The organism is Microbacterium sp. AG157 (assembly GCF_003385695.1).
Classification (GTDB): domain Bacteria; phylum Actinomycetota; class Actinomycetes; order Actinomycetales; family Microbacteriaceae; genus Microbacterium; species Microbacterium testaceum.
Window position 1 is genome coordinate 456,324 of sequence record NZ_QRDK01000002.1, and the last position, 23,417, is coordinate 479,740.

27 protein-coding genes are annotated in these 23,417 nt (G+C 70.8%); 15 read left to right on the forward strand and 12 right to left on the reverse strand.

Annotated elements, in window-relative coordinates; translation table 11 throughout:
• Positions 1-21: 21 nt before the first annotated feature.
• Genes DEU35_RS07940 through DEU35_RS07950 form a run of 3 tightly spaced genes read right to left on the reverse strand, consistent with a single transcriptional unit; the run spans position 22 to position 3,294 of the window.
• Positions 22-948, reverse strand: a complete 927-nt coding sequence (locus tag DEU35_RS07940) for an acetamidase/formamidase family protein (RefSeq protein WP_116239161.1) — start codon at positions 946-948, stop codon at positions 22-24.
• Positions 945-2,369, reverse strand: a complete 1,425-nt coding sequence (locus tag DEU35_RS07945) for an APC family permease (RefSeq protein WP_103206059.1) — start codon at positions 2,367-2,369, stop codon at positions 945-947. Before DEU35_RS07945 ends, DEU35_RS07940 begins: the two co-directional genes overlap by 4 nt.
• A gap of 34 nt (positions 2,370-2,403) precedes the next feature.
• Positions 2,404-3,294: a proline iminopeptidase-family hydrolase gene (locus DEU35_RS07950; protein ID WP_103206058.1), complete on the reverse strand. Its 891-nt coding sequence runs from the start codon at positions 3,292-3,294 to the stop codon at positions 2,404-2,406.
• A 78-nt stretch (positions 3,295-3,372) separates the two neighbouring features.
• Between DEU35_RS07950 and DEU35_RS07955 the strand changes: the two genes are divergently transcribed.
• Positions 3,373-4,116, forward strand: a complete 744-nt coding sequence (locus tag DEU35_RS07955) for a FadR/GntR family transcriptional regulator (RefSeq protein WP_116239162.1) — start codon at positions 3,373-3,375, stop codon at positions 4,114-4,116.
• A 99-nt stretch (positions 4,117-4,215) separates the two neighbouring features.
• Here the strand turns inward: DEU35_RS07955 and DEU35_RS07960 are convergent, their stop codons facing one another.
• Both DEU35_RS07960 and DEU35_RS07965 read right to left on the reverse strand, forming a co-directional pair.
• Positions 4,216-4,791 carry a GNAT family N-acetyltransferase gene (locus DEU35_RS07960; RefSeq protein WP_103206056.1) on the reverse strand — a complete coding sequence of 192 codons (576 nt, stop codon included), beginning with the start codon at positions 4,789-4,791 and terminating at the stop codon, positions 4,216-4,218.
• Positions 4,788-5,159, reverse strand: a complete 372-nt coding sequence (locus tag DEU35_RS07965; RefSeq protein ID WP_116239163.1) for a MerR family transcriptional regulator — start codon at positions 5,157-5,159, stop codon at positions 4,788-4,790. The genes DEU35_RS07960 and DEU35_RS07965 overlap by 4 nt, the downstream gene beginning before the upstream one ends.
• A gap of 117 nt (positions 5,160-5,276) precedes the next feature.
• On the opposite strand from DEU35_RS07965, the gene DEU35_RS07970 reads away from it, so the two are divergent.
• Entirely contained in the window at positions 5,277-6,770 is a 1,494-nt protein-coding gene (locus tag DEU35_RS07970; protein ID WP_103206054.1) for a SulP family inorganic anion transporter, read from the forward strand.
• 11 nt (positions 6,771-6,781) lie between these two features.
• Here DEU35_RS07970 and DEU35_RS07975 read toward each other — a convergent pair whose 3' ends face one another.
• Positions 6,782-7,717, reverse strand: coding sequence for an AraC family transcriptional regulator (locus DEU35_RS07975; protein WP_218026325.1), 936 nt, complete (start codon positions 7,715-7,717; stop codon positions 6,782-6,784).
• Positions 7,718-8,135: 418 nt separating this feature from the next.
• Between DEU35_RS07975 and DEU35_RS07980 the strand changes: the two genes are divergently transcribed.
• Positions 8,136-8,477 carry a hypothetical protein gene (locus DEU35_RS07980; protein ID WP_103206052.1) on the forward strand — a complete coding sequence of 114 codons (342 nt, stop codon included), beginning with the start codon at positions 8,136-8,138 and terminating at the stop codon, positions 8,475-8,477.
• A gap of 33 nt (positions 8,478-8,510) precedes the next feature.
• On the opposite strand, the gene DEU35_RS07985 is transcribed toward DEU35_RS07980, so the two are convergent.
• Positions 8,511-8,963 carry a helix-turn-helix domain-containing protein gene (locus DEU35_RS07985; protein WP_103206051.1) on the reverse strand — a complete coding sequence of 151 codons (453 nt, stop codon included), beginning with the start codon at positions 8,961-8,963 and terminating at the stop codon, positions 8,511-8,513.
• Positions 8,964-9,178: 215 nt separating this feature from the next.
• Between DEU35_RS07985 and DEU35_RS07990 the strand changes: the two genes are divergently transcribed.
• The 5 genes from DEU35_RS07990 (at position 9,179) to DEU35_RS08010 (ending at position 13,722) form a co-directional block, all read left to right on the forward strand.
• Complete coding sequence (locus tag DEU35_RS07990; RefSeq protein WP_116239164.1) at positions 9,179-9,367, forward strand: hypothetical protein; 189 nt, start codon at positions 9,179-9,181, stop codon at positions 9,365-9,367.
• Between the two features lie 174 nt (positions 9,368-9,541).
• Complete coding sequence (locus DEU35_RS07995) at positions 9,542-10,738, forward strand: glycosyltransferase (protein ID WP_103206426.1); 1,197 nt, start codon at positions 9,542-9,544, stop codon at positions 10,736-10,738.
• A gap of 77 nt (positions 10,739-10,815) precedes the next feature.
• Positions 10,816-11,910 (forward strand): type III polyketide synthase, encoded by a 1,095-nt coding sequence (locus DEU35_RS08000; RefSeq protein ID WP_103206049.1) that lies wholly within the window; start codon positions 10,816-10,818, stop codon positions 11,908-11,910.
• Positions 11,911-11,948: 38 nt separating this feature from the next.
• Entirely contained in the window at positions 11,949-12,611 is a 663-nt protein-coding gene (locus tag DEU35_RS08005) for a methyltransferase domain-containing protein (RefSeq protein WP_116239360.1), read from the forward strand.
• On the forward strand, positions 12,604-13,722 hold the full coding sequence (locus DEU35_RS08010; RefSeq protein ID WP_116239361.1) for an NAD(P)/FAD-dependent oxidoreductase: 1,119 nt from the start codon (positions 12,604-12,606) through the stop codon (positions 13,720-13,722). The genes DEU35_RS08005 and DEU35_RS08010 overlap by 8 nt, the downstream gene beginning before the upstream one ends.
• A 3-nt stretch (positions 13,723-13,725) precedes the next feature.
• Here the strand turns inward: DEU35_RS08010 and DEU35_RS08015 are convergent, their stop codons facing one another.
• The 3 genes from DEU35_RS08015 to DEU35_RS08025 all read right to left on the reverse strand — a co-directional run bounded on the left by DEU35_RS08015 (position 13,726) and on the right by DEU35_RS08025 (position 16,135).
• On the reverse strand, positions 13,726-14,049 hold the full coding sequence (locus DEU35_RS08015) for an L-rhamnose mutarotase (RefSeq protein ID WP_116239165.1): 324 nt from the start codon (positions 14,047-14,049) through the stop codon (positions 13,726-13,728).
• Between the two features lie 100 nt (positions 14,050-14,149).
• Positions 14,150-15,022, reverse strand: coding sequence for an amidohydrolase (locus DEU35_RS08020; RefSeq protein ID WP_103206047.1), 873 nt, complete (start codon positions 15,020-15,022; stop codon positions 14,150-14,152).
• A 135-nt stretch (positions 15,023-15,157) separates the two neighbouring features.
• A complete protein-coding gene (locus tag DEU35_RS08025) occupies positions 15,158-16,135 on the reverse strand; it encodes an aldo/keto reductase (RefSeq protein WP_116239166.1) in 978 nt (325 codons plus the stop codon).
• Positions 16,136-16,343: 208 nt separating this feature from the next.
• On the opposite strand from DEU35_RS08025, the gene DEU35_RS08030 reads away from it, so the two are divergent.
• From DEU35_RS08030 to DEU35_RS08055, 6 genes are read left to right on the forward strand one after another with little or no spacing between them, the layout of a single operon-like run.
• Entirely contained in the window at positions 16,344-17,366 is a 1,023-nt protein-coding gene (locus DEU35_RS08030) for a zinc-binding dehydrogenase (RefSeq protein ID WP_116239167.1), read from the forward strand.
• On the forward strand, positions 17,363-18,121 hold the full coding sequence (locus DEU35_RS08035; RefSeq protein WP_116239168.1) for an SDR family oxidoreductase: 759 nt from the start codon (positions 17,363-17,365) through the stop codon (positions 18,119-18,121). Before DEU35_RS08030 ends, DEU35_RS08035 begins: the two co-directional genes overlap by 4 nt.
• Complete coding sequence (locus DEU35_RS08040; protein ID WP_116239169.1) at positions 18,118-18,771, forward strand: bifunctional 4-hydroxy-2-oxoglutarate aldolase/2-dehydro-3-deoxy-phosphogluconate aldolase; 654 nt, start codon at positions 18,118-18,120, stop codon at positions 18,769-18,771. The genes DEU35_RS08035 and DEU35_RS08040 overlap by 4 nt, the downstream gene beginning before the upstream one ends.
• Positions 18,768-19,709 (forward strand): sugar kinase, encoded by a 942-nt coding sequence (locus DEU35_RS08045; protein ID WP_116239170.1) that lies wholly within the window; start codon positions 18,768-18,770, stop codon positions 19,707-19,709. The genes DEU35_RS08040 and DEU35_RS08045 overlap by 4 nt, the downstream gene beginning before the upstream one ends.
• Positions 19,710-19,728: 19 nt before the next feature.
• On the forward strand, positions 19,729-20,580 hold the full coding sequence (locus DEU35_RS08050) for a fumarylacetoacetate hydrolase family protein (protein WP_116239171.1): 852 nt from the start codon (positions 19,729-19,731) through the stop codon (positions 20,578-20,580).
• Positions 20,577-21,332, forward strand: coding sequence for an SDR family NAD(P)-dependent oxidoreductase (locus tag DEU35_RS08055; RefSeq protein WP_116239172.1), 756 nt, complete (start codon positions 20,577-20,579; stop codon positions 21,330-21,332). The genes DEU35_RS08050 and DEU35_RS08055 overlap by 4 nt, the downstream gene beginning before the upstream one ends.
• Before the next feature lie 6 nt (positions 21,333-21,338).
• On the opposite strand, the gene DEU35_RS08060 is transcribed toward DEU35_RS08055, so the two are convergent.
• Entirely contained in the window at positions 21,339-22,166 is an 828-nt protein-coding gene (locus DEU35_RS08060; protein WP_116239173.1) for a UbiA family prenyltransferase, read from the reverse strand.
• Between the two features lie 195 nt (positions 22,167-22,361).
• Here DEU35_RS08060 and DEU35_RS08065 point away from each other — a divergent pair, with 195 nt between their 5' ends.
• Positions 22,362-22,817 (forward strand): Hsp20/alpha crystallin family protein, encoded by a 456-nt coding sequence (locus DEU35_RS08065; RefSeq protein ID WP_103206039.1) that lies wholly within the window; start codon positions 22,362-22,364, stop codon positions 22,815-22,817.
• A 125-nt stretch (positions 22,818-22,942) separates the two neighbouring features.
• Here the strand turns inward: DEU35_RS08065 and DEU35_RS08070 are convergent, their stop codons facing one another.
• Positions 22,943-23,302, reverse strand: coding sequence for a sugar ABC transporter ATPase (locus DEU35_RS08070; protein ID WP_103206422.1), 360 nt, complete (start codon positions 23,300-23,302; stop codon positions 22,943-22,945).
• Between the last annotated feature and the right edge of the window lie 115 nt (positions 23,303-23,417).

Sequence of the window (23,417 nt, forward strand, 5' to 3'; positions counted from 1 at the left end):
ACGAGTCACCGGCGCAGTATGTCAGAGCACGCTTTTCGGCAACCTGTGCACGGTCACCGCCCCCACGGCCCGGAACGGATGCAGAGGGTCAGGTGCCTCCGAGCCCGTCGGGCCGCCCAGTTCGCTGTGCACGAGCGCGCTCATGACCGCATACGCGTCCATCCGGTCCCACCCGCGTGCGTCGACGAGCTCGTCGAACACGTCTTCGTAGCCGCGCCGGATGCTCTCCTGCACCGGGTCGCCCAGGCCGACGAAGATCCACTCCTCGTCGGTCTCGATGCGGGGCGCCCGCAGAGCGGCATCCGGCAGCAGATCGATCGAGACCACGGCGACGCCCGCCGCCTCGATCGCGACGAACGACGATTCGCCTCTCGCCATGACGGCGTGGATGTCCCCGATCGACAGCAGCGCCCCCTCGACCTCGACCGGCAGGTACACCGTGGCGCCGGGAGCGACGTCGGTGAGATCCATGTTGCCGCCGAGCGCCGTCGTGGGCATGACGGTGGAGTTCCGCCCCCTGGCGGGCGCCGTGCCGATGCACCCGATCATCGGGCGCGGGGGCACCACGTGCCTCTCGGTGAGGTGCACGCCCTCCGCGTCGATGGGGATGCGCCGGCTGACGACCCGATCGGGCATGCGGTGCTGCAGCGCCCCGGCGCCGGGGAGGCTCTGCGACCACCCGTACTCCCCGAGACGGATCTCGTGCACGTGGACGACGAGGGCATCGCCCGGCTTCGCACCCTCGACGTACACGGGGCCGGTGACCGGATTGATCGGGGCCGTGAGGGCGCCGAGATCGCCGTGATCGTGGAGCTCGGCGTAGACCGCGTCGTCGGTTTCGAACGCGATGGTCTCGCCGGTCCCGGGCCGCACGCGCAGCGCCGGGGCCACCGCCGCGTCGTATCCGGGACGACCCTGCTCCCGGCCGAGCCAGTGCTCGGTGCTCATCGCGGAGCCACTTCGCCGCCGCCTTCTCCGGCGGTGGCCGTGGCGTGCTCGGGCAGGGGACCTGCGGCTCCGCCGTTCTTGCGGGCGAAGATCAGGTAGACGATCCCGCCGACGACCAGCCACAGGATGCCGCCGATCTTGGCGGTCATGTCGGCGTTGAGCAGCACGTATCCGATGATGAGGAACCCGACGAGCGGCACGACGAGGTGCAGCAGGTAGTTCTTCGACTTCTTCTTGCCGAGGTAGTACGCCGCGACCGACACGTGCAGCAGCATGAATCCGAGCAGGGCGCCGAAGTTCACGAGCGACGAGATCACCGCGATCTGGCCGACGAAGAACAGCACCAGCACGAGCGAGATCGCACTCACCAGAAGGATCGCCGCCATCGGTACCTGGCGCGAGGTGACCTTCGACAGGAAGGCGGGCAGGCGCCGGTCGCGGCTCATCGAGTAGAGCAGACGCGAGGTCGCCGCTTGAGCCGCGACCGCATTGGCGATCCCCACCGCGATGACGTTGACCGCGAGGAACGCGGTCGCCCACCCGCTGCCCGCGGCCTTGGCCACGAGCAGGAAGAAGGCGTTGTTGACCTCGTCGTCGCCGAAGGCGATGGTGCCGGCGGCCAGGGCGCTGGCGAACCACGTCTGCGCGATGAAGAGCACCGCGACGACGAGCAGAGCGATGATCATGGCGCGGCCGCCCGACTTACGATCCCCCGTGGACTCCTCGGCCATGGTCGAGATGCCGTCGAAGCCGAGGAAGCTCAGCACCGCGATCGAGAGGGCGGTGGCGATCAGCGCGGGATTGACCTTCTCGGCGTCCCAGAGCGGAGCCATCGTGAATTGCGCACCCGGAATCGTGCCGGACGACAGGGCGACCATCGCGATCACGACGAAGATCACCACGAAGGCGAGCTGGATGGTGAGCATGACGCGGTTGGCGATCTTGATCGAACCGATGCCGAGCACGTTGATGACGGTGTTGATGATGACGAAGGCCACGGCCCAGATCCACTGCGGGACGTCGGGGAAGATGCCCGCCATCGACGACGCGGCGAAGACGTACAGCAGGGTCGGCACGAGCAGGTAGTCGAGCAGGATCGCCCAGCCGGCGAAGAAGCCCACGGTGGGGTGCAGACCGCGCCCGACGTACGAGAACACGGAGCCCGCGATCGGGAACGCCTTCGACATCTGCGCGTACGCGAGGGCGGTGAAGATCATGGCGATCACGCCGGTGAGGTAGACCAGCGGCACCATGCCGCTCGCGGCGTTGAACACGACGCCGAAGATCGCCCACGGGGCGATGGGCACCATGAAGACGAGACCGTAGACCACGAGGTCGAGGGTGGACATGGAGCGCTTGAGCTCCTGCGTGTAGCCGAACGACTCCAGCGACTGCTGGGCCTCGGGGGCGGGGTGCGACATCGGGTCTCCTGGTTCGGGTGGGGCGGGGCGGGTGTCAGGGAAGGGGTGCGAGGAAGTCGGCGATGACCGCGCGGAAGGCCTCGGGCATCTCGAGGTGGGTGCAGTGGCTCGCCCCGGCGAAGACGTGCGAACGGGCGCCGGGGATGTGCTCGACGAAGGGCTCCCACGTCTCGGGAGTGGCCTCGTCGAACTCGCCGGCGACCACGAGGGTGGGTACCGCGATCAGGGGAAGGCGGTCGATGATCGACCAGTCGCGACCGGTGCCGACGACGTGGAACTCGTTCGGGCCGTTCATGGTGAAGTAGACGGTCGGGTCTGCGAGCATCTGCTGCTCGCTGTCGACGAAGTCCTGCGGCATGGGCGTCACGCGACAGACGTGCCGCTCGTAGAACACGCGGGTGGCCTCCGCGTACTCGGGGTCGTCGAGGGTGCCGGCGGCTTCGTGGCGGTCGAGCGCCTCGCGGGCTTCCGCGGGCAGCTCGGAACGGAGCCGGGCCGCGCCGGCGAGCCAGAGCGCCATGGATGCCGGGGAGTTGCAGATTTCGAGGCTCCGCAGCCCCGCGGGCTGGCGGACGGCGATCTCGGCGCCGAGCATGCCGCCCCAGGACTGCCCGAGCACGTGGTACTCGTCGAAGCCCAGCGCGCGCTGCAGGTTGTGGAACTCGTCGACGAAGAGCTGCGGCACCCATTGCGATGCCGGGGCGTCGGGATGGTGCGAGCTTTTGCCGCAGCCGATCTGGTCGTAGTGCACGACGGTGCGCCCGGTCAGGTCGGCGAGGGCATCGAGATTCGACACGTAGTCGTGGGCCATTCCGGGTCCGCCGTGGAGGACGAACAGGGGGGCCCGACCGGTGGGCTCGGCGGGTTCGGTGAGGCGCGCCCAGGTGAAGCCGTCGCGGAAGGGAACGGTGGTCTCGTGTTGCATGGAGTCATCGTGGACCCCTTAAAGGTGCGTTGGCAAACCTTTCCTGCGGAATTAACATGGAAGAAACGACGGGAGCCCATGGCCGACACCGACGACGCGTCCCTGGTGGAACGCGTGACCGAGCGACTCATCACCGCCGTGGCGGTGGGCGAGTTCCTCCCGGGTACCCGGCTCCCCGCCGAGCGCGAGCTCTCGCCCCTGCTGGGCGTCGGTCGGACGACGGTGCGCGCGGCCCTGGACGACCTGTCCACGAAGGGTCTGATCGAGCGCCGTCGCGGGCGCGGGGGCGGCACGTTCGTGGCCGAGGAATGGCCCGCGTCGATCGTCGTCGGCGTGGACCGCTGGTTCGAGGAGCGTTGGAGCGACCTGGTCGACGCGTGCACCGCGAGCTCGATGCTGCACTCTTCGCTCGCACGCCTGGCGGCGGAGCGGCGCACCGACGCCGACATCACCGCCCTGCGCGGCCGCCTCGACGACTTCCATTCCGCCGAGTCGGGCGACCACAAGCAGCGCGCCGACAGTCTGTTGCATCTCGCCATCATCGAGGCGGCCCACAACACCGCGCTGCGCGACATCCTGCTCGCGCACGAACGCCGCCTGTCCCTCTCGGCCCCCGCGCACCCGTGGGGCGACCGAGAGAGCCATCGCCGCATGGAGACGCGTGCCGCGCGAGAGCACGACGCGATCGTCCACGCGATCGTCCACGCCGCCCCCGACGAAGCCGCCGAGCTCGCGCGGCGGCACGTGCAGATCGACCTGGAGCTGTTCAGCGAGTCGCGCGCGTTCGCGCGCCGCCGAGCAGCCGAGGCGGCCGCCGGCTGATCCCGCCGCTCGTCCCGCGAGCGGAGGAGAATGCGCCTCGGGAGCAAGCCCGCGCGCGCCGACGTCCTCCGCCGCGCGAACCTCCTCCCGAGGGCGCCGTCAGTCGCGCAAACGCCCCTCGAGACCCGTCCGCACGGCCGGCCACTCTTCCCGGAGGATCGAGAAGTACAGCGTGTCCGCCACGCTGCCGTCGGGCGCGATGCGGTGCTGCCGCAGCCGTCCTTCGCGCGTCGCGCCGAGGCGCTCGATCGCTCGCGCGCTGCGCTCGTTCCGCGCGTCGCAGCGCAGCGCGACCCGGTTCACGCGCCATTCGTCGAACGCGTGCGTCAGCAGCAACAGCTTTGCGGCGGGATTGGTCCGCCCGCCCTGGAAGGCGCGGCCGTACCAGGTCGTCCCGATCTCGACCCGCCCCTGCGCGGGAACGTATTCGTAGAACGTCGTCGCCCCGCGAATCTCCCCCGTCTCGACCTCCCGCACGGTGAAGGCGTACAGGCCCGGCGTGGCACGCTGCTGCTCGACACGAGCGGCGTAGGCCTCGACCGAGTCCGCCCACGGTGTCGTCATCCGGCTCCAGAGCTCCGCATCGGTCAGCGCCCAGGCCTCCGTCGCGTCGCGCGGCTCCGCCGGGGTCAGACGGATGCCGTAGCCCTCGAGCGTGGTGTCGTGCGCGGTCATCGGGCCTCCAACTGGCGGACGAACTCGTCGGCGGCGTCGAGCTGGCGACGCAGGTCTTCGCGGCGGCGGTGCGCCTCGTCGCGGATATCGGCGAGACGGGCCGCGAGAGCGGAGTCGCCCGGCGCCTCGGCGAGCCCGTCGACCACCTCGAGCAGCTCTCCCATCTGCTCGAGGGAGTAACCGAGCGGTTTCATGCGGCGAATGAGGAGCAGGCGCGACTCGTCGTCGGCCGTGTACAGCCGGAACCCTCCCTCGCTCCGCGCGGAGGGCCGGAGGAGCCCGATCTCGTCGTAATGGCGAAGCGTGCGGATGGACAGCCCGGTCCGCTCGGCGAGCTCACCGATCTGCATCGGTCGCGCGTCGGTCATGTATCCCCCATCCCGCAACCCTCTCGTTACGGTAGAGTCTTCGATGTCGCGATCGCGACCCCCCTATTCTCCCCCGCGTCGACGCGGGTCCCTCCTCCCCCACCCCGGAGCCTGCCCATGACAACTTCCGTTGCGCGCCCGCACACCGATCCCACCGTCCTGCAGACGCTACGATCCCCCCGCCTCCTGACCCGCGAGGTCTTGGCCGGACTCGTGGTCGCTATCGCCCTCATCCCCGAAGCGATCGCCTTCTCGATCATCGCGGGGGTCGACCCGCGCCTCGGATTGTTCTCGTCGTTCGTGATGGCCGTGGCCATCGCGTTCCTCGGCGGCCGCCCGGCCATGATCACGGCGGCGACCGGAGCGATCGCGCTCGTGATCGCCCCGGTCGCCCGCGAGCACGGGGCCGAATACCTGCTCGCGACCGTGGTCCTGGGCGGCATCCTGCAGGTGATCCTCGGCCTCCTCGGAGTCGCGAAGCTCATGCGCTTCATCCCGCGCAGCGTCATGGTGGGGTTCGTCAACGCCCTCGCGATCCTCATCTTCATCGCCCAGGTGCCGCAGCTCATCGGCGTGCCCTGGGCGGTCTACCCGATCGCCGCGGCGGGACTGGCCATCATGTATCTGCTCCCGCGTCTCACCAGGATCGTGCCCGCCCCGCTGGTCGCGATCGTGCTGCTCACCGGTGCCGCGGTCGTCTTCGGCATCTCGGTACCCACCGTCGGCGACCAGGGCGCCCTGCCCGAGAGCCTGCCCGCCCTGCTGATCCCGAACGTGCCGCTCACCGGTGAGACGCTCGCCATCATCCTGCCGTTCGCCGTCGCCATGGCCGTCGTCGGCCTGCTCGAATCGCTCATGACCGCGACCCTCGTCGACGACATCACCGACACCCCGTCGTCGAAGACGCGCGAATCGCTCGGCCAGGGCGTTGCGAACGTCCTCTCGGGGCTGTTCGGCGGGATGGGCGGCTGCGCGATGATCGGTCAGACGATGATCAACGTCAAGGCGTCGGGTGCGCGCACGCGGATCTCCACCTTCCTCGCGGGCGTCTTCCTCCTCGTGCTCGTGCTCGTCTTCGGCGAGGTGGTGGCGGTCATCCCCATGGCGGTGCTCGTGGCCGTGATGATCGTGGTCTCGATCGCCACGTTCGACTGGCACAGCATCCGCCCGTCCACTCTGCGGCGGATGCCGCTGAGCGAGACGATCGTGATGGTCCTCACGGTCGCGATCACGGTCTGGACGCACAACCTCGCGATCGGCGTGGGCGTGGGCGTGGTGGCCGCGGCGGTGCTCTTCGCCCGACGGGTCGCGAGCGTCACGGCCGTGACGCGGTCCGTGGAGGGCGAGACCGCGCGCTACACCGTGGAGGGCGAGCTGTTCTTCGCCTCGAGCAACGATCTGACCACCAGGTTCGCGTACCACGATGACCCCCGGCGGGTCGTCATCGACCTGTCGCGTTCACACGTCTGGGACGCGTCCACCGTGGCGGCGCTCGACGCGGTGGAGACGAAATACGCCCACCTCGGCACGACGGTCGAGATCGAGGGCATGAACGACACCGCGGCCCGACTGCACGCGCGCCTGAGCGGAGGGCTCGGCGCGGGGCACTGACCGCGCGGGGGTCACGACCGCAGCGTCGCCGACGGCGTCTCGCCGAACTCTCCGCGGTACATCGCCGCGAAGCGACCGAGGTTCGAAAAGCCCCACCGAGCGGCGATCGCGGCCACCGTCTCCACGGACGGATCGGCGCTGCGCAGCTCGCCGCGCGCGGCGTCCAGCCGCACACGGCGGAGGTACTGCATCGGGGTGCGCCCGGTGGCCGCACGGAACGCGTACTGCAGCCCGCGCGGCGACAGCCGAGCGGCCTGAGCGATGTCGGACAGCACCACGGGCTCCGCCGCGTGGGCCTCGACGTACGCCTTGGCCCGGCGCACCGGGGCGGGGAGGGGCCGTGACGGACGACCGGCGGCGAGGGCCTCGGTGAAGGTCGTCGGGAAGGCCAGGAGCGAAGCCTCGAGCAGGAGCGTCCGCGCCTGCTGCTCGATGAGGGGGGTCCGTTCAGGCGACCGCAGGAGCACGTCGCGGGCGTACTCCCAGGTGCGCGACCAGTAGCGCAGGCGCTGCTCGCTCACCGGGGCGTAACCGGTCGGTCGGACGCGCAGAGTGTCGTCGCCCGACAGACGCCGCGCGGCCTCGTCGAAGTCGGAGCGCGCGAACGAGACGGCGGTGCCGGCGATGCGGCCGGTGAAGGCGATCTCGAGAGGGCGGTCGACGACCATGAACGGCACGGCGGTGTCGATGCGCTCGCGACGGTACGTTCCCGAGACCCGCGGGCCCGCGATACGCCCGACCACGACCTGGTCGAGAGGATCGGATTCGACGAGCATCGTCGAACCGATCGTGTAGTCGCAGAAACCGAAGCCGGGCTCGGATGCCGCGTGCCAGGCGAGAGCCGGCTGAATCACATCAGCGCGCGAGATGCGCGCTCCGGGAACGACGGTCTGCCACAGGTGCTCCACCGTCTCGGCGTCGCGGGTTTCGATGTTCGTGTGCTCCACGCCTTTTTCCTAAAGAGTCCGAGAGTATGCGGCAAGACCATTGCGCTTCGTGGCGGGTGCCACTATGGGAACGCTCTCACGCACTCAGTTCAGGAGACTGCGGCGTCGTGGATGCCCCCCATCCGGCATCCACGCTATCGCTCATAGGAATCACAATGCGCATTTCGGCGCATTCGGCCTACAGGCGCGAGGAGACATCCGCAATGCGAAAAGTGGACGTGGTCCACATTGACCGGATGCATCTCAGCGCGCCACCATTCCCGAGCAACCCCGTGTTGCAAGCCGGCCGCTCCCCGTTCCCCGGCGCGGTGGTCGTCAGGTGCCTCGGCGCGGAGCTCGTGACCCCGCTCCGGGGCGCCGACAGCGGACCATAATGGGAGAGGCTGCCGCCCGGCACCCACCCGGGGAGGGGAGCTTCATGCCGTTTCGGACCACGACCACACTTCAGGCCTGGGTCGACGATTTCCGAGCCCTGGGCTACGACAATGCCGACATGCTGCGCGTGATCCCCCAGGACAACGACGACGGTGACGACGCGGGTCTCATCGCCGCCCGGCTCAAGAGCGTCTCGACGACATTCTTCATCGCACCCGGCCCCGAGCTGCATTCCACGGAGTGGGCCGTGACGTTCGAGCCCCGCGAAGACGCCGCCCCCCTGGCTGCCGGTCGCGTCATGGCCCTGTCCGGCGAACTCGCGACACTGTCCGCCTTGTGCTCGTTCCTGCAGGCGCGTTCCGAGGCGTTCCTCGCGAACGTCTGACCCCGAATACGGCGGCCGTCCGGTACCGCGAGCTCAGCGGACGGCGCGAGCGGTGATGCGATCGAGGAGTCGGGCCAGCCGATGAGCTTCGGCGGGATCCACGTCCGACACCGCCTCTTCCACGGCGGCGTCGAAGGCGCGGAGCTGAGACCAGGGCGGACTGTCGAGGTCGATGATCGCCGTGATGTGGTTCACGCGACGGTCCTCGTCGTCGAGGTCGCGGCGCACGGCCCCACGCTGCACCAGGCGGTCGATCAGGGTGGTGACGCCGGCCGAGGTGATGCCGAGGTGGTCGCGGACGTGCGAGGGCCGGGCCCCGGGATTGTCCGCGACGAAGAGCAGGGCGCGGGCATCGAGCTCGTTCAGCGACAGCTCTCGGCGCGCCTCCGCGGCGGCCACCCGGCGCGCTTCGCCGTAGGCGAGGAGGGCACGACCGAGCTCCGACCCCGGTGACGGGGAAGACGACGTTTCGCTGGACGGGTGCACGACCCATGATCGTACCCACTTCGGCCATGCGCCGTGGAGCGCGCATCGATCGTCCCGACGTGTCCGACCGCCCACGCGGCCGGGCGCAACGGGCGACAGGCACGTCGAGACCCCTGTCAAGCCGGTCTCCGGCCCCGCTTCCGAGGTCTATGACGGAAGCACACGCCGTCGGGAGACGGCCGACCCCGTCGGGAGACGGGAATGAGGAGAAGGCCATGATCTACGGACAGCAGAGCGCACGACAGACGGGCTCGGTGTGGAGCATCGCCATGACCGCCGCCATGGGCAACGGCATCGGGCCGCGTTCCGTCGAGGAGTCCCCCGCGCCACGGATGGCGAAACGGTGGCCGTGGTCGCGCCCGGACTCGGCAGGTGAAGAGATCACGGTCGCGCCCCGCGCCTGATCCCACCGCCCCGTTCCCCGGCGCGTCGGCTTCTCCCCCGGAAGTCGGCGCGTCGGCTCGTGTCCGGGCGTTCACACGATGGTCTCTGCGGTGTAACCCACCGCGCAGGGTCGAGGCCTCAGCATGGGACGACCGCACCCGCGGTGGTGGATCCCGGCCTGGAAAGCGACCTCGATGACCCGACCCGTGCGCGTGCTCTCGCTCTATGAAGGCTTCTTCGCCGGAGGGGCGCGAATCCTTCATTCCGACGTCGTCACGGGGCTCGTGGCCGATGGAACGCAGGAGCACCGCGTGCTGTCGCTGACGTCAGCCGCGCGGCGGGACGCCTCCCTGCAGTTCGCGCACGACGACACCCGATTCCGTCGCTTGAAAGACCGCGGGGTGCGCATCGACACGTTCGAGCGCATCGCGGGCGACCGTCCCCTCGCTCCCGAGGACTTCACGAGGAGCGAGCTCGAACACGCCGCGCGGCTCTTCGACGAGGCCGACGTCATCCTCTCGCTCAAGGAGCAGCCCCTGAGCCTCGTCGTCGCTCTGGAGCGCGCGGGCCTGCTGCCCGACCGGGCGATCGCCGCCTGCCTGCACCGCTCCGACCCCGGCCACTCCGGACCCGCCCTCGGCTGGCTGGTCGAGGCGGCCGCGACAGGGGCGGTCACGGCGACGATCTCCTGCGCGGAATCGACCTCCCGTGCCTACGCGCGCGCCGGTGTCTCGGCCGGTGAGGCATGGGTCATCGACAACGGCATCGACACCCGTCGCTTCCGGCCCGGCACGCGCGCCGAGCGGCGACGGATCCGCGCGGGTCTCGGCATCCCCGATTCCGCTCCCGTGGTGCTGCTGGCCGCACGTTTCGACGCCATGAAAGACCCGGGGCTGTTCCTCCGCGCCGTCTCGGCGCACGCGCGCTCGGCGCCGGGGACGCACTACGTCGTGTGCGGATCGGGCATGACCCGCACGAACCCGGCCTTCGTCTCATTGCTCGCCGACAGCGGCGTCGACGAGGGCGTGGCCCTGCACGCCCTCGGTCTTCGGGAAGACATGCCCGAGCTGTACCGCATCGCCGACGTCATCGCCCTGACCAGCGCCTTCGGCGAAGCCTCTCCCCTCTGCCTCGTCGAGGGAGCGGCATCCGGAGCCGTTCCGGTGACGACCGACGTCGGAGACGCCGCGCGCCTCGTCGAGGGCTTCGGCCTGGTGACGGCACGCGAAGTCGGCGCGATCGTCGAAGCCTGGGGAGACGCCCTCGCCCTCGGCCCGGCATTGCGCGCAGCCGCCCTGTCCGCCCGAACGCGGATGGACCGCGGTCGCATGATCGCCGACTACCGCGCAGCGGTCGAGGGCCTGCTCGTGTCGCGCGCGCTCGCGGCCTGAGCCCGCCCCACCATAGACGGCGTGCCGACACGGCGCTATCCCCGACGAGGGAGACGCGAGCGTGCCTACAGTGAGGCATGACCGCCCGCATCCTCTCGATCGGCACGGCCCTGCCCGACACTCGTGTCGCCCAGTCGACCCTCCGTGACCTGTTCGCCGCTCAGCCCGGATTCGACCGCAAGGCCCAGCGCCTCGTGGGGGCGGCCTTCGACGCCGCGGCCATCGACACCCGGCACGTCGTCCTTCCCCAACTCGCCGGCGGAACCGGAGACGAGCTCGAGGTTCGCGACGGCGACACTCTTCTCATGCCCCCGACCGGTGCGCGCAACGACGAGTACCGCCGCACCGCTCCGCCGCTGTTCGCCGAAGCCTCTCGCGCCGCCATCGCCGGTTCGGGACGGAGCCCGGATGCCCTCACGCACGTCGTGACCGTCTCGTGCACCGGTATGTTCGCACCCGGACCCGACTACCACCTGGTGCGCGACCTCGGTCTCTCTGCGACGGTCGAGCGGTATCACCTCGGCTTCATCGGGTGCGCGGCGGCGATCCCGGCGCTGCGCCTGGCGGCCCGCATCGTGAGCGACGACCCGGATGCGGTCGTGCTCGTCGCGTGCACCGAACTGTGCTCGCTGCACTGGCAGACCTCTTCCCACCCCGACCAGATCGTCGCCGCCTCGGTGTTCGCCGACGGGGCGGGGGCGGCCGTCGTGGCATCCGGAGATTCCGCACACGAGGGTCTCGACCTCGAGGGCTTCGCCACGCGCCTGATCGACGAGGGCGAAGAGGACATGGCCTGGACGGTGGGCGACTCCGGTTTCCAGATGACCCTCACCCCCGAGGTTCCGCGCATCATCGGCCGCGAGATATCCGCGATAGCCGCCGACGTGATCGGTGACATCGACGAGATCGACGCGTGGGCGGTCCACCCCGGAGGGCGCAGCATCCTCGACCGGGTCGAGAGCGCCCTCTCCCTGGATGCCGCAGCTCTCGCACCCTCGAGAGAGGTGTTGCGCCAGCACGGCAACATGTCGAGTGCCACGCTGCTGTTCATCCTGCGCGACCTGCTCGCCGACACCTCTCGCGGCGACGGCCACCGCGTGGCCGCCCTCGCCTTCGGCCCGGGCCTCACGGTGGAGGCGGCGCGTCTGACGCTGCGCCGCCCGACGGCGTGACCGGGTTGGCGCAGCGCGACACCGCGCTGACCGAGCTCATGGACGATCCCGACTGCGACCCCCGTACGCTGGCCGCGACCTACCGTCGCTTCGATCTCGTGAACCGGCTGGTCTCCGCCTGGGGGCACGTGTACCGCTCGCGCGTGCGGCCCGAGCTGCGCGCCCTCGGCCGGCCCGCGCGCGTGCTCGATCTGGGGTGCGGCGGAGGGGACGTGCTCGTGAGACTGGCGGATCTGGCCGCGCGCGACGGCTTCGAGCTCGACTGCGTCGGGGCCGACCCCGACCCGCGCGCGATCGCCGCCGCCCGCGAGCGCGCCCGGCCGGGGGTGCGGTTCGTCGCACAGGACTCACGGGCCCTGATCGCGGCCGGGGACAGCTTCGACATCGTCGTGTCGAACCACGTTCTGCACCACCTGGACGCTGCGGCACTCCGAGGCTTCACCGCCGACTCCCTCGCCCTGTCGACGGGCAGCGTCCTGCACGCCGACATCGCGCGCGGCCGCCTGGCCTTCGGACTGTACGCCGTCGGCATCTCGCCGCTCTCGGCGGGCACGTTCCTCCGCGTCGACGGCCTCCGCTCGATCCGTCGCAGCTACCGCGCTCCCGAGCTCGCCGCAGCCCTCGGGTCCCCCTGGCGTGTGGAGACGCCCGCACCCTTCCGCGTTCTGGCCGTCGCCCGTGGGGAGGCCGGCCGTGCGTGAGGTCCTCGTCGTCGGAGCGGGTCCCGTCGGTCTCGCCCTCGCAGCAGACCTCCGCGCCCGCGGCGTCGACGTCGACGTCGTCGAGAAGCGCACCGCGATCGGCGGTGGAACCCGGGCCATCGGCATCCACTCCCCCGCTCTGGCCCTCCTCGAGGCCTCCGGCGCGACCGACGAGCTTCTGTCGCGGGCCGTCCGCATCGAGCGCGGCGAGGCCCGCGCCGACGGGAAGGTCCTGGCGCAGATCCGTTTCGACCGGCTCCGCGCGCGCCACCCGTACGTCGCCGCCCTCCCGCAGGCAGACACGGCCGAGATCCTCATCCGGCTCGCCCCTCCCGTCCGACGCGGCGTCGTCGTCACCTCCCTCACCGACGACGGGACCGCGGTGCGAGCGCGGACGATCGGCGAAGACGGCGAGCACGAGGTGAGCGCACGGCTCGTCGTGGTCGCCTCGGGGTGGGCGGGGCGCGATCTCGTCTACCGCCCCGGGGCCGTCCGCGCGCACGAGTATCCCGACCGGTACGCGATGGCGGACGTCGTCGCCCCGGGCGGACCGGTCGCCCGCGTGCATCTCGAGCGAGCGGGCGTGCTCGAGTCGTTCCCCCTTCCGAACGGTCGGCGCCGCCTCGTGGCCTGGGCGGGAATCGAGCAGGCTCCGGATGCCACGTCCTTTCTCCGCCGCGCCGTCGTCGAGCGCGCCGGGCTCGAGGTCGACATCCCCGAGGCGACGACGTTCCGTGTGCGCCGCGCCGTCGCGCCCGCCCTGCGGCGCGGGCGCGTGATCGTCGTCGGCGACGCCGCCCACGAGGTCAGCCCCATCGGCGGGCAGGGGATGAACCTCGGGTTGCTCGACGCATTGACCCTCTCACCGCTGCTGTCGCGATGGCTGCGGACCGAGGAACCGGAGGGGGTGTGGCGGTGGGAACGCGACCGTCTCGCCTCGGCGCGGCACGCCGCGCGATTGGCCACGCTCAACACCTTCCTGGGGCGGGCACTCGGCCCCGCGGCACACGCGGCGAAGACCGCGACGCTGCGCGCGGTCCTGCGGGGACCGGGCGGTGCCGCTTTCACTCGCGCCTACGCGATGCAGGGGGACCGGGCCGCCCGCTCGTGAACCTCAGTCGAGGTGGAAGATCTCGGGCAGCTCGTGCCACCACTCGCCCTCGCGCCGATCGGGCACGGGACTCTGGAGCGGCTCCTGCACCGACCACCAGCGCTGAGTCTCGGGGTCGGCCGCCATGGCGGCCATGTCGGCTTCGTAGTCGTCGCCGACGTACTCGTAATACGCGAACAGCAGTTCACCGTAGCGGTAGATCGAGTAATTGCGGATGTTGCTCCGCGTGATCTGTTGGAGCACCCCGGGCCAGACGGCCGCGTGGTAGCGCTCGTATTCCGCGCGGTTCTCGGGTGAGACGCCGATGACGGACGCGAACCTTCTCATTCGTTCTCCTGGGGTTTTCGTGGTCGATCCGCAGACCCGGGAGTCCACGGATACATCGTGTGATTCGTTCGTACGGCCGGGTCCGCGCATCGCGCGGGAGTCAGCGCGTGAGGCCGAGCCGCCGGGTGTCGAGCCGGTAGAACTCCGCGGCCGTGCGACCGAGGACGTGTTCGCGCGCCTCGGCGTCGAGCTCGTCGAACAGGGGGCGAAGGCCCTGCCACACCCGGGAGTATCCCCCGGCGAGCACGGAGATCGGCCAGTCTCCCCCGTACATCAGGCGCTGCGCACCGAACATCTCGAGCGCACGGTCGACGAACGGTCGGATCTGATCGGTCGTCCAGGCCGAACTGTCACCGGTCGCGGAGTACAGACCGCTCACCTTGGCGTAGACGTTCTCGCAGTCGGCGGCGGCGGCCATCAGGCGGCCCCACTCCGCGCCGTCGCCGACACCGATCGGCGGCTTGGCGAGATGGTCGATCACCATCCGCAGGCGTGGATGGCGTGCCGCGACGAGCGGAACGATCTCGACATGCCGCGGGAGCACCGCGACGACATCGAAGGGAAGACCGCGCTCTTCCAACATCCCCAGCGACGCGTCGACATCGGGCCGCAACAGCCAGTCCGGGTCGTCCTGGGCGTGGATGAGCGTGCGCACGCCGACCATGAGCGGGTCGCCCTCCCACGACGCCAGCGTGCGGGCGGTCCGCCCCGGATCGTCGAGCGGGGCGTATCCGACGATGCCGGCCACCTCGGGATGGTGGGCCGCCGACTCCTTCATCAGCTCGGTGTCTTCGGCGTTGTCCGCCGACTGCACCTGGACGGTGAAGTCGACACCGGCCGCGCGCAACTCGGGAGCGACGTCGGCGAAGGTCATGACGGTGTCGATGGGGGCGGCATCCGACGTCAGCCAGTCGTACTCGGCACGCGACGGGTCCCACACGTGCTGGTGGGCGTCGATCACGGGAAAGGTCATGCGGGCCTCCTCAGGCACGGGGTCGCCTCGGTGATGCGCCCTTCGACGCGAAGTGGTCGCCGTGCTCGTCCACGGCATCCGGACCGTCCACGGCGAGCGAGGTCGGACAGCGCGGCTCGCGCGTCGTGACCGTGGTCATGCGTGACGAGAGGCGACGAGTCCGGTCGCGGCGAGTTCATCCCAGAGGTCGTCGGGGATGGGGGTCGCGGCTCGGTCGAGATTCTGGGCGACCTGTCGGCGTCCGCGCGCGCCGAGCACGACCGATACGACGGCGGGATGCCGCAGGGCGAAGGCCACCGCCAGGTCGGGGAGGGTCACTCCGTAGCGCTCGGCGACGTCGGCGATCGCGTTCGCCCGCGCGAGGATCTCGGGCGGCGCGGGCCGGTAGTCGTACGTCGCGTCCGCGGGCGGACGCGGGGCACCCAGAAGGCCGGAATTGAACACACCGGCGGCGACGACCCCCACGCCGCGTTCCCGAGCGAGCGGAAGCAGGTCGGCGGCGGCGGAGTCGTCGAGCAACGTGTACCGCCCCGCGCACATGACCACGTCGACGTCGGCGCGACGGATGAGCTCGGCGAGAGGCGCGTCGGCGTTCATTCCCGCACCCACCGCCGAAACCACACCCTGATCGCGGAGTTCGATGAGGGCACCGATGCCCTCGGTGGACGCCTGCTCGAAGTGATCGTCAGGGTCGTGGAGGTACAGGATGTCGAAGCGATCGAGGCCCGTGCGCCGCAGCGAGTCCTCGACGGAGCGCAGAACGCCGTCACGGCTGAAATCCCACCGCCGCACGACTTCGCGCGGTACGTCGAACCCGTCGTCGTCGCGCAGATGCGCGGTAGCCGGACTCGCCTCGAGCACCCGTCCGACCTTCGTGGAGATGACGTACTCGCCGCGAGGCCGATCGGCGAGGCGCTCGCCCAGACGTCGCTCCGACAGCCCCAGGCCGTAGTGCGGGGCGGTGTCGAAATAGCGGATGCCGCCCTCCCAGGCGGTCTCGACCGATTCATCCGCCTCGACCTCCGTGGTCTCGCGGAAGAGATTGCCGAGTTGAGCCGTTCCCAGGCCGATCTCGGTGAGCGGTAGTCCGTGCCGCAGTGCACGAGTGCGCATGGCGCCTCCTTCATCGTGGACAGGTCGCCGGGCATCCCCCTGACGATCGAAGAACGCATCGACAGGGGGAGCCTGCAGCATCCCATCAGTCTCAGCGTTCGGAGGGTGCTTCTGCATGGATCGCAACGACGCGATTCCTCCTCTTGTACGACATATTACCTATCGTCGGGCATGATGGAGGGAACAGCCATCCAATCGAGGAGAGTCAATGCTGACAGCGGCCTACGTGGGCGATCGCACAATCGATGTCCGAGAGGCGGATGCCACCCCTCCCGGCCCCGGCCAGGTCCAGATTCGCGTGGCGTATACAGGCCTGTGCGGAACGGACCTGCACATCCTGCACGGCTCGATGGACGCGCGGGTCGAGACCCCGCTCGTGTTCGGCCACGAGATGAGCGGCACGATCGCCTCTCTGGGAGACGGCGTCGGCGGGTGGGAAATCGGTGACGGCGTCACGGTGATGCCGCTCGCCTGGGACAGCACGTGCCCCGCCTGCCGCGCGGGCAACGAGCACATCTGTCAGAACCTCGACTTCATCGGGATCGACTCCCCCGGATCGCTCCAGGGCCTGTGGAACGTGCCGGTCGAGACGCTCGTGCGCCTGCCCGCGGGCATCGCTCTCGATCACGCCGCGCTCGTCGAGCCGGTCGCCGTCGCCGTGCACGACGTGCGACGCGCCGAGCTCGCCGCCGGAGACAAGGCCGTGGTCATCGGAGGGGGCCCGATCGGCGTTCTCATCGCCTGCGTCGCGCGCCATGTCGGCGCCGAGGTCCTCGTGATCGAACTCGACGAGAAGCGCCGCGCCCAGATCGAGCAACTCGGCTTCTCGACCCTCGACCCTCGAGAGCGGGATCAGGTCACTGTCGTCGAGGAGTGGACCGACGGCGCCGGAGCCGACGTCGTCTTCGAGGTCTCGGGAGCGGCCGCCGCCGTGCGCGGAGCCACCGGCCTGGCCAAGGTGCGGGGCACCATCGTGGTGGTCGCCATCCACCCCACCCCACGCGAGATCGACCTGCAGCGGATGTTCTGGCGCGAACTGCGTCTGCTCGGCGCCCGCGTCTACCAGCGGACCGACTTCGAGACCGCCGTCGAGCTCGTCGCCGACGGGGTCATCCCCACCGATCTGCTGATCACCCGCATCGTGCCCCTCAGCGCCACGGCCGAAGCCTTCGCCGACCTCGAGGCCGGCCGCGCGATGAAGATCCTCGTCGACGTGGAAGGCCAGGCATGAGCGGCCTCTTCTCGCTCGAGGGCACCACGGCCGTCGTCACCGGAGCACGACGCGGCATCGGCTTCGCGATGGCCCTCGGTCTCGCCGAGGCCGGTGCCGACATCATCGGCGTCAGCGCCTCGCAGACGGCGTCGGGCAGCGAGATCGAACGGGCCGTCACGGCGGTCGGACGCTCGTTCACCGGGATCGCCTGCGACTTCGGCGATCCGTCCGCGGTCGACGACCTCGCCGCAGACCTGTCGGAGCGCCACATCGACGTCCTCGTCAACAACGCCGGCACCATCGAGCGTGCTCCCGCTGCCGTCCACGAGCTCGACGCGTGGGACCGGGTGCTGCAGATCAACCTGAGCAGCCCGTTCCGGCTCACCCAGGCGGTCGCCCGGCAGATGCTCGCGCGCGGCCGCGGGAAGATCATCTTCACCGCCTCGCTCCTCAGTTTCCAAGGCGGCATCAACGTGCCGGGATACACCGCGGCCAAGTCCGGTATCGCCGGGCTGACGAAAGCGCTCGCCAACGAGTGGGCGTCGAAGGGCGTCAACGTCAACGCGATCGCGCCGGGGTACATCGCCACCGACAACACCGAGGCCCTGCGCGCCGACGCGGCGCGCTCGACGGCCATCCTCGAGCGCATCCCCGCGGGACGGTGGGGCGACGCATCCGACCTCGCCGGGGCGACCGTGTTCCTCGCCTCCCGCGCGTCGGACTACGTGTCGGGCATCACCCTGCCGGTCGACGGAGGATGGCTCGGGCGATGACGCGATCTCGGTCTGCGCTTACCGAACGCATCAGCGCCGTCGGTATCGTTCCCGTCGTGGTGCTCGACGACGCCGATCGTGCGCGCGATGTGGCCCTCGCCCTGCGCGACGGGGGCATCGGCTGCGCGGAGTTCACGTTGCGTACCCCCGCCGGTCTCGCCGCGATCGCCGCGACCGCGGATATCGACGGATTTCTGGCGGGCGCGGGCACCGTCCTCACCGTCGAGCAGGCGGATGCCGCCATCGACGCGGGCGCGAGCTTCGCCGTCACGCCGGGCTACGACCCCGCGATCGCCGACCGTCTGCGTGCCGGCGGGGTCGAGGTCGTCCCGGGTGTCGCGACGCCCACCGAGGTCCAGCGGGCCTTGGCCGATGGCTTCCGTGACGTGAAGATCTTCCCTGCCGGGCATCTCGGCGGTGCCGGCTACCTCGACGCGTTGCACGGGCCGTTCCCCGACATGAGGTTCGTGCCCAGCGGCGGCGTCGATCCGGGCAGCCTCGGCGACTACCTCCGACGTTCGTGGGTGCTCGCGGCGAGCGGCAGTTGGATGGTGCCGCGCGACGTGATCGCGCGCGGCGACTTCGACACGATCCGTACCGCGGCCGCCGACTGCGCCCGCATCCGCGACGACGTCCGGGCCGCCCGATGAACCGCGTGGTCACGCTCGGCGAGAGCATGGGACTGATCCTCGGTGACGGTGTGGGCGGCTGGGAGCATCAATCGCAGGCGCGCGTCGCGACCGGCGGAGCCGAAGGGAACACCGCGATCGGGCTGGCGCGGCTCGGCGTACCCGTCACCTGGCTCGGTCGCGTGGGCGATGACGCGCTGGGCCGCCGGGTCGTCGGAGACCTCCGCTCCGAGGGTGTCGACGTTCTCGCCCGCATCGACGGCGGAGCGCCCACCGGACTCATGCTCAAGTCGACGCCGCGAGCCGGTGCCACCACCGTCGATTACTACCGGCGCGGGAGCGCGGGCAGCCGCCTCGCCGCAGCCGACCTCGACGAGCTGCCGCTGGGCGCCGGCGATATCCTGCACGTCACCGGCGTCACCCTCGCCCTGTCGGAGTCGGCGCGCGAAGCAGTGATCGTCGCGGTGGATCGCGCGCGATCCGTCGGCGCCCTCGTCTCGTTCGCGGTCAATCACCGCAGCCGCCTCTGGGGGCACGCCGAGGCCGTCGAAGCGTACGCGTACGTCGTCGCCCGCGCCGACATCGTCTTCGCCAGCGACGACGAAGCGCGGATGCTGCATCCCCACCCCGCCCCGGAGGACCTCGCCCGCGCGCTGGCGGACGCGGGGCCGGCCGAGGCCATCGTGACTCTGGGGAGCGAGGGTGCCGTGGCAGTCATCGACGGGGAACGGCGCCGTGTGGCCGCTCTGCCCATCACCGCCGTCGACACGGTCGGCGCCGGAGATGCGTTCGCCGCCGGCTACCTGTCCGAACGCTTCGCCGGCAGCGACGCCACCACCCGCCTGAACACGGCGGCGAGAGCCGGCGCCTACGCCTGTCTGCACCCCGGCGACTGGCAGGGCGGCATCCGCCGATCCGAACTCCACGGCGCCGAGTCCGCCGACCCCGTCGCCCGATGATCCGCTCGAGGAGAACCGCATGACCTTCGCCCGACTCGGTGCCCCCGGCGCCGAGATCCCTGCCCTGCGCCACGACGGCGTCGTCTACGACCTGCGGTCCCTGACTGCCGACATCGACGGGGCGTTCCTCTCCGCCGACGGACTCGTCCGCGCTCGCGCGGCCGTCGAGCGCGGCGAGCTGGCACATCTCCCGGGCGCCGAGGGGCTCCGCGTGGGCGCACCGATCGCTCCCCCGGGGAAGATCGTCTGCGTGGGGCTGAACTACCACGACCACGCCGCCGAGACGGGGGCGAGCGTCCCCGCCGAGCCGGTCGTGTTCATGAAGGACCCCTCGACGATCGTCGGTCCCTTCGACGACGTGCTCATCCCGCGCACGTCGACGAAGACGGACTGGGAGATCGAGCTCGGTGTCGTGATCGGCACCACCGCGCGCTATCTCTCCTCCCCCGACGACGCTCTCGCGTACGTGGCCGGGTACGTCGTCTCGCACGATGTATCGGAGCGGGAGTTCCAGCTCGAGCGCGGCGGGCAGTGGGACAAGGGCAAGAGCTGCGAGACGTTCAACCCGCTCGGGCCCGACCTGGTGCCGGCGACCGACGTCGCCGACCCGCAAGCACTGGGCCTCCGGCTGTGGGTGAACGGCGTCGAGCGGCAGAACGGCTCGACGGCGTCGCAGATCTTCTCCGTCGCGCACGTCGTCTGGTACCTCTCGCAGTTCATGGTGCTGCGTCCCGGCGACCTGGTGAACACGGGAACGCCCGCGGGGGTCGCCCTCGGGATGCCCGACACGCCGTACCTTCGCGCCGGCGACGTCGTGGAGCTCGAGATCGACGGCCTCGGCCGCGCTCGTCAGACGATGGTGCAGGCATGAGCACCGAGGAGTTCCGCGGGCTGGCCGTGGTCGTCACCGGCGGAGCATCGGGCATCGGGCTCGCGACCGCGACGGCCTTCGCCGCCCGCGGGGCGCACGTCGCCGTTCTCGATCTCGTCACCGACGGTCTCGACGACGATCTGGCCGGCTTCCACGCCGACGTGACCGACCGGCAGTCGGTGGATGCCGCGATGGCGGCCGTCGCAGAAAGATTCGGCGGGGTCGACGTCTTGGTGAACAGCGCCGGGGTGAGCTGCGTCGGAACCGTCGAGGAGGCGACCGAGGCCGACTGGGACCGCGTGCTCGACATCAACGTGCGCGGCACGGCCCGTGCCTGCGCCGCAGCGCTGCCGTACCTCACGCACTCGGAGCACGCGTCGATCGTCAACGTGTGCTCGATCGGGGCCATGAACGGTCTGCCCCGGCGCGCCGTCTACAACGCCTCGAAGGGTGCGATCCTCTCGCTCACCTACGCGATGGCCACCGACCATGTGCGCGAGGGCGTGCGGGTGAATTGCGTGAGCCCCGGCACCGTCTCGACGCCCTTCGTCGAGCGGATGCTGCAAGACTTCCCCGACCCCGTGGCCGAGCGCGCCGCTCTCGACGCCCGCCAGGCGACGGGGCGGATGGTCACGCCCGCCGAAGTCGCCGGCGCGATCATGTATCTCGCGAGTCCGAGCGCGGGCTCGACGACCGGCACCGCGCTCGAGGTCGACGGGGGCGTGACGCATCTGCGGGTGCGGCCGCAGTAGGCGAGCTCAGGCGACGACCAGCTGCGCGGCGAGGAGCAGCGCCGCCAACATGGTCAATCGGAACACCGCCCGCCCGGGCGGCCGCACGAACACCAGCGCCACGGCGCCGACCGCGACCGCTGCGACCGCGGCGAGGAAGACGACGCCGGCGATCGTGGCATCCGTGCCGGCGAACACGGCGACCGCTCCGACGACGATCCCGCACGCGGCGATCACCGTAGACGCCCGCGCTCCCAGACGGTGCGGAAGTCCGCGCACCCCGGTGCGCCGGTCGTCGTCGAGGTCGCGCACGACATTCGTCAGGTGGACGGCGGCTCCGAGGGCCGCCCCCGCGAGAGATGCCCACCACGCGGCGAGCGCGGGCGGCGAGAGACTCAGGGTCGCGAACGAGGGGAAGAACCCGAAGCTCACGACGAAGGGCACGATCGACAGCGGCGTCGATTTGAGACCCGCGTTGTACGCCCAGGCGGATGCGAGCGCGACGGCGTGGGCGGCCACGAGAGCCGGTCCGAGGGGCAGCGACAGGGCGATGGCGAGGATCGCGGATGCCACGGCCACCCCGAGCGCGCGCTCCGGCGTCACCGCTCCCCCGGCGATCGGCTTGTCGGTACGACCGACCGCCGCGTCGCGCGCGCCGTCGATCGCGTCGTTCGAGAGCCCGACGGAGACCTGACCGGCGAAGACGGCGACGACGAGCACCGCCAAGCGCCACGGCTCGACGCCCGCCGCGATGCCGAGGGCCAGCGCGAGGACGGTGACCACGAGGGTCGGGCCCGGGTGGGTGGCACCCCAGAGCGAGCGCACGAGGGGCGGCTCGACCGCGGCATCCGTCACCCCCCGACGCTACCGCGCCGAGGGCGGGATCGGCCGCGCGCCCGAGGTCGGACCGACCGCTGTCGAGATCGCACGCGCGTTCGCCTCTTGGCACTCTGTCCACCCGAGTGCTAATCTCGTCGCAGTTGAGTCGCCTCGGCTCAACTTCAGAACCTCGGGATGCCAGATCCCGGACGATCGAAAAGGAGAACGACCATGGCCACCTACGACCCCTTCCGCGACCTCGACCGCCTCGCGTCGACGCTCCTCGACGCCCGCCGCGGCGGTGGTCCGCGACGGATGCCGATGGACCTCTATCGCGACGGCGACCACTACGTCCTGGCCGCCGACCTGCCCGGCGTCGACCCCGGCTCGGTCGACATCGACGTCGACGGTCAGCTGCTGACGATCCGCGCCGAGCGCACCCTGGGCTCGGGCGAGGGGGTGAAGTGGATCACCCGCGAGCGCGAGACGGCCTCGTTCGTCCGCCAGCTCAATCTCGGCCAGGGCATCGACACCGACGGCATCAGCGCGTCGTACCGCAACGGCGTGCTCTCCGTGACGATTCCGGTCAGCGAGAAGGCGAAGCCGCGCCGCATCGCCGTCTCGACCGACGACGGCGACGGCGTCATCGAGGCGCACGAGAGCACCCCTCAGCCCATCGAGCAGTAGGGCACGAGCCGCGAGCGCGGCCCGGCCGCGCCGCCGCGCTCTGCCTCCGCTTCGGGACCATCGGCGCGGCGCCCGCGGCACCATGCCCCGGGCGCCGCGATCGGGCCCGGGGCATGGCGGAGGGGTCAGAGGTCTTCGGGGGCGAGGTCGCCCTGGCCCTCTTCGCCGAGTTCGACCACGCCCGGGTCCTCTCCCTGCGAGTCGGTCCCGGTGGATTCGGGATGGATGTCCTCGAGCGGGATGTCGCTGTCGTCCGCGGGAATCTCGGCCGGATCGGCACCCGTGGCGGTCGCCGGGTTGATATCGGCCGGGTCCGCCCCCTCGTCGAGGGCGTTCGTGGCGTCCCACTCCGCCTGGGCGGGGTCGAGCGCGGGGTCGGGCTCGATGGACGTGTCGCCGTCGCGAAGGGGCTGCACGGCGGCGATGCCCGCGTCGGCGGCCGGGTTCGTCGCGTCGGGGGTCGGGTCGATCGAAGCGTCGCTCATGAGGGGTCCTTTCGTGGCACGCGCGTCACCGCCGGGAACGGCGGTCTTCTCATCCAACGGGGCGCTCCGCCTCGAGCCCCGGGCCTTGACACGTGCATCCCCGCTTTCGTACGAG

Bases quoted from the DNA above. Each gene is read 5' to 3' on its own strand.
- DEU35_RS07940 (WP_116239161.1), bottom strand. From the start codon at position 948: ATGAGCACCGAGCACTGGCTCGGCCGGGAGCAGGGTCGTCCCGGATAC.
- DEU35_RS07945 (WP_103206059.1), bottom strand. From the start codon at position 2,369: ATGTCGCACCCCGCCCCCGAGGCCCAGCAGTCGCTGGAGTCGTTCGGC.
- DEU35_RS07950 (WP_103206058.1), bottom strand. From the start codon at position 3,294: ATGCAACACGAGACCACCGTTCCCTTCCGCGACGGCTTCACCTGGGCG.
- DEU35_RS07955 (WP_116239162.1), top strand. From the start codon at position 3,373: ATGGCCGACACCGACGACGCGTCCCTGGTGGAACGCGTGACCGAGCGA.
- DEU35_RS07960 (WP_103206056.1), bottom strand. From the start codon at position 4,791: ATGACCGCGCACGACACCACGCTCGAGGGCTACGGCATCCGTCTGACC.
- DEU35_RS07965 (WP_116239163.1), bottom strand. From the start codon at position 5,159: ATGACCGACGCGCGACCGATGCAGATCGGTGAGCTCGCCGAGCGGACC.
- DEU35_RS07970 (WP_103206054.1), top strand. From the start codon at position 5,277: ATGACAACTTCCGTTGCGCGCCCGCACACCGATCCCACCGTCCTGCAG.
- DEU35_RS07980 (WP_103206052.1), top strand. From the start codon at position 8,136: ATGCCGTTTCGGACCACGACCACACTTCAGGCCTGGGTCGACGATTTC.
- DEU35_RS07990 (WP_116239164.1), top strand. From the start codon at position 9,179: ATGATCTACGGACAGCAGAGCGCACGACAGACGGGCTCGGTGTGGAGC.
- DEU35_RS07995 (WP_103206426.1), top strand. From the start codon at position 9,542: ATGACCCGACCCGTGCGCGTGCTCTCGCTCTATGAAGGCTTCTTCGCC.
- DEU35_RS08000 (WP_103206049.1), top strand. From the start codon at position 10,816: ATGACCGCCCGCATCCTCTCGATCGGCACGGCCCTGCCCGACACTCGT.
- DEU35_RS08005 (WP_116239360.1), top strand. From the start codon at position 11,949: ATGGACGATCCCGACTGCGACCCCCGTACGCTGGCCGCGACCTACCGT.
- DEU35_RS08015 (WP_116239165.1), bottom strand. From the start codon at position 14,049: ATGAGAAGGTTCGCGTCCGTCATCGGCGTCTCACCCGAGAACCGCGCG.
- DEU35_RS08020 (WP_103206047.1), bottom strand. From the start codon at position 15,022: ATGACCTTTCCCGTGATCGACGCCCACCAGCACGTGTGGGACCCGTCG.
- DEU35_RS08025 (WP_116239166.1), bottom strand. From the start codon at position 16,135: ATGCGCACTCGTGCACTGCGGCACGGACTACCGCTCACCGAGATCGGC.
- DEU35_RS08030 (WP_116239167.1), top strand. From the start codon at position 16,344: ATGCTGACAGCGGCCTACGTGGGCGATCGCACAATCGATGTCCGAGAG.
- DEU35_RS08035 (WP_116239168.1), top strand. From the start codon at position 17,363: ATGAGCGGCCTCTTCTCGCTCGAGGGCACCACGGCCGTCGTCACCGGA.
- DEU35_RS08040 (WP_116239169.1), top strand. From the start codon at position 18,118: ATGACGCGATCTCGGTCTGCGCTTACCGAACGCATCAGCGCCGTCGGT.
- DEU35_RS08045 (WP_116239170.1), top strand. From the start codon at position 18,768: ATGAACCGCGTGGTCACGCTCGGCGAGAGCATGGGACTGATCCTCGGT.
- DEU35_RS08050 (WP_116239171.1), top strand. From the start codon at position 19,729: ATGACCTTCGCCCGACTCGGTGCCCCCGGCGCCGAGATCCCTGCCCTG.
- DEU35_RS08055 (WP_116239172.1), top strand. From the start codon at position 20,577: ATGAGCACCGAGGAGTTCCGCGGGCTGGCCGTGGTCGTCACCGGCGGA.
- DEU35_RS08065 (WP_103206039.1), top strand. From the start codon at position 22,362: ATGGCCACCTACGACCCCTTCCGCGACCTCGACCGCCTCGCGTCGACG.
- DEU35_RS08070 (WP_103206422.1), bottom strand. From the start codon at position 23,302: ATGAGCGACGCTTCGATCGACCCGACCCCCGACGCGACGAACCCGGCC.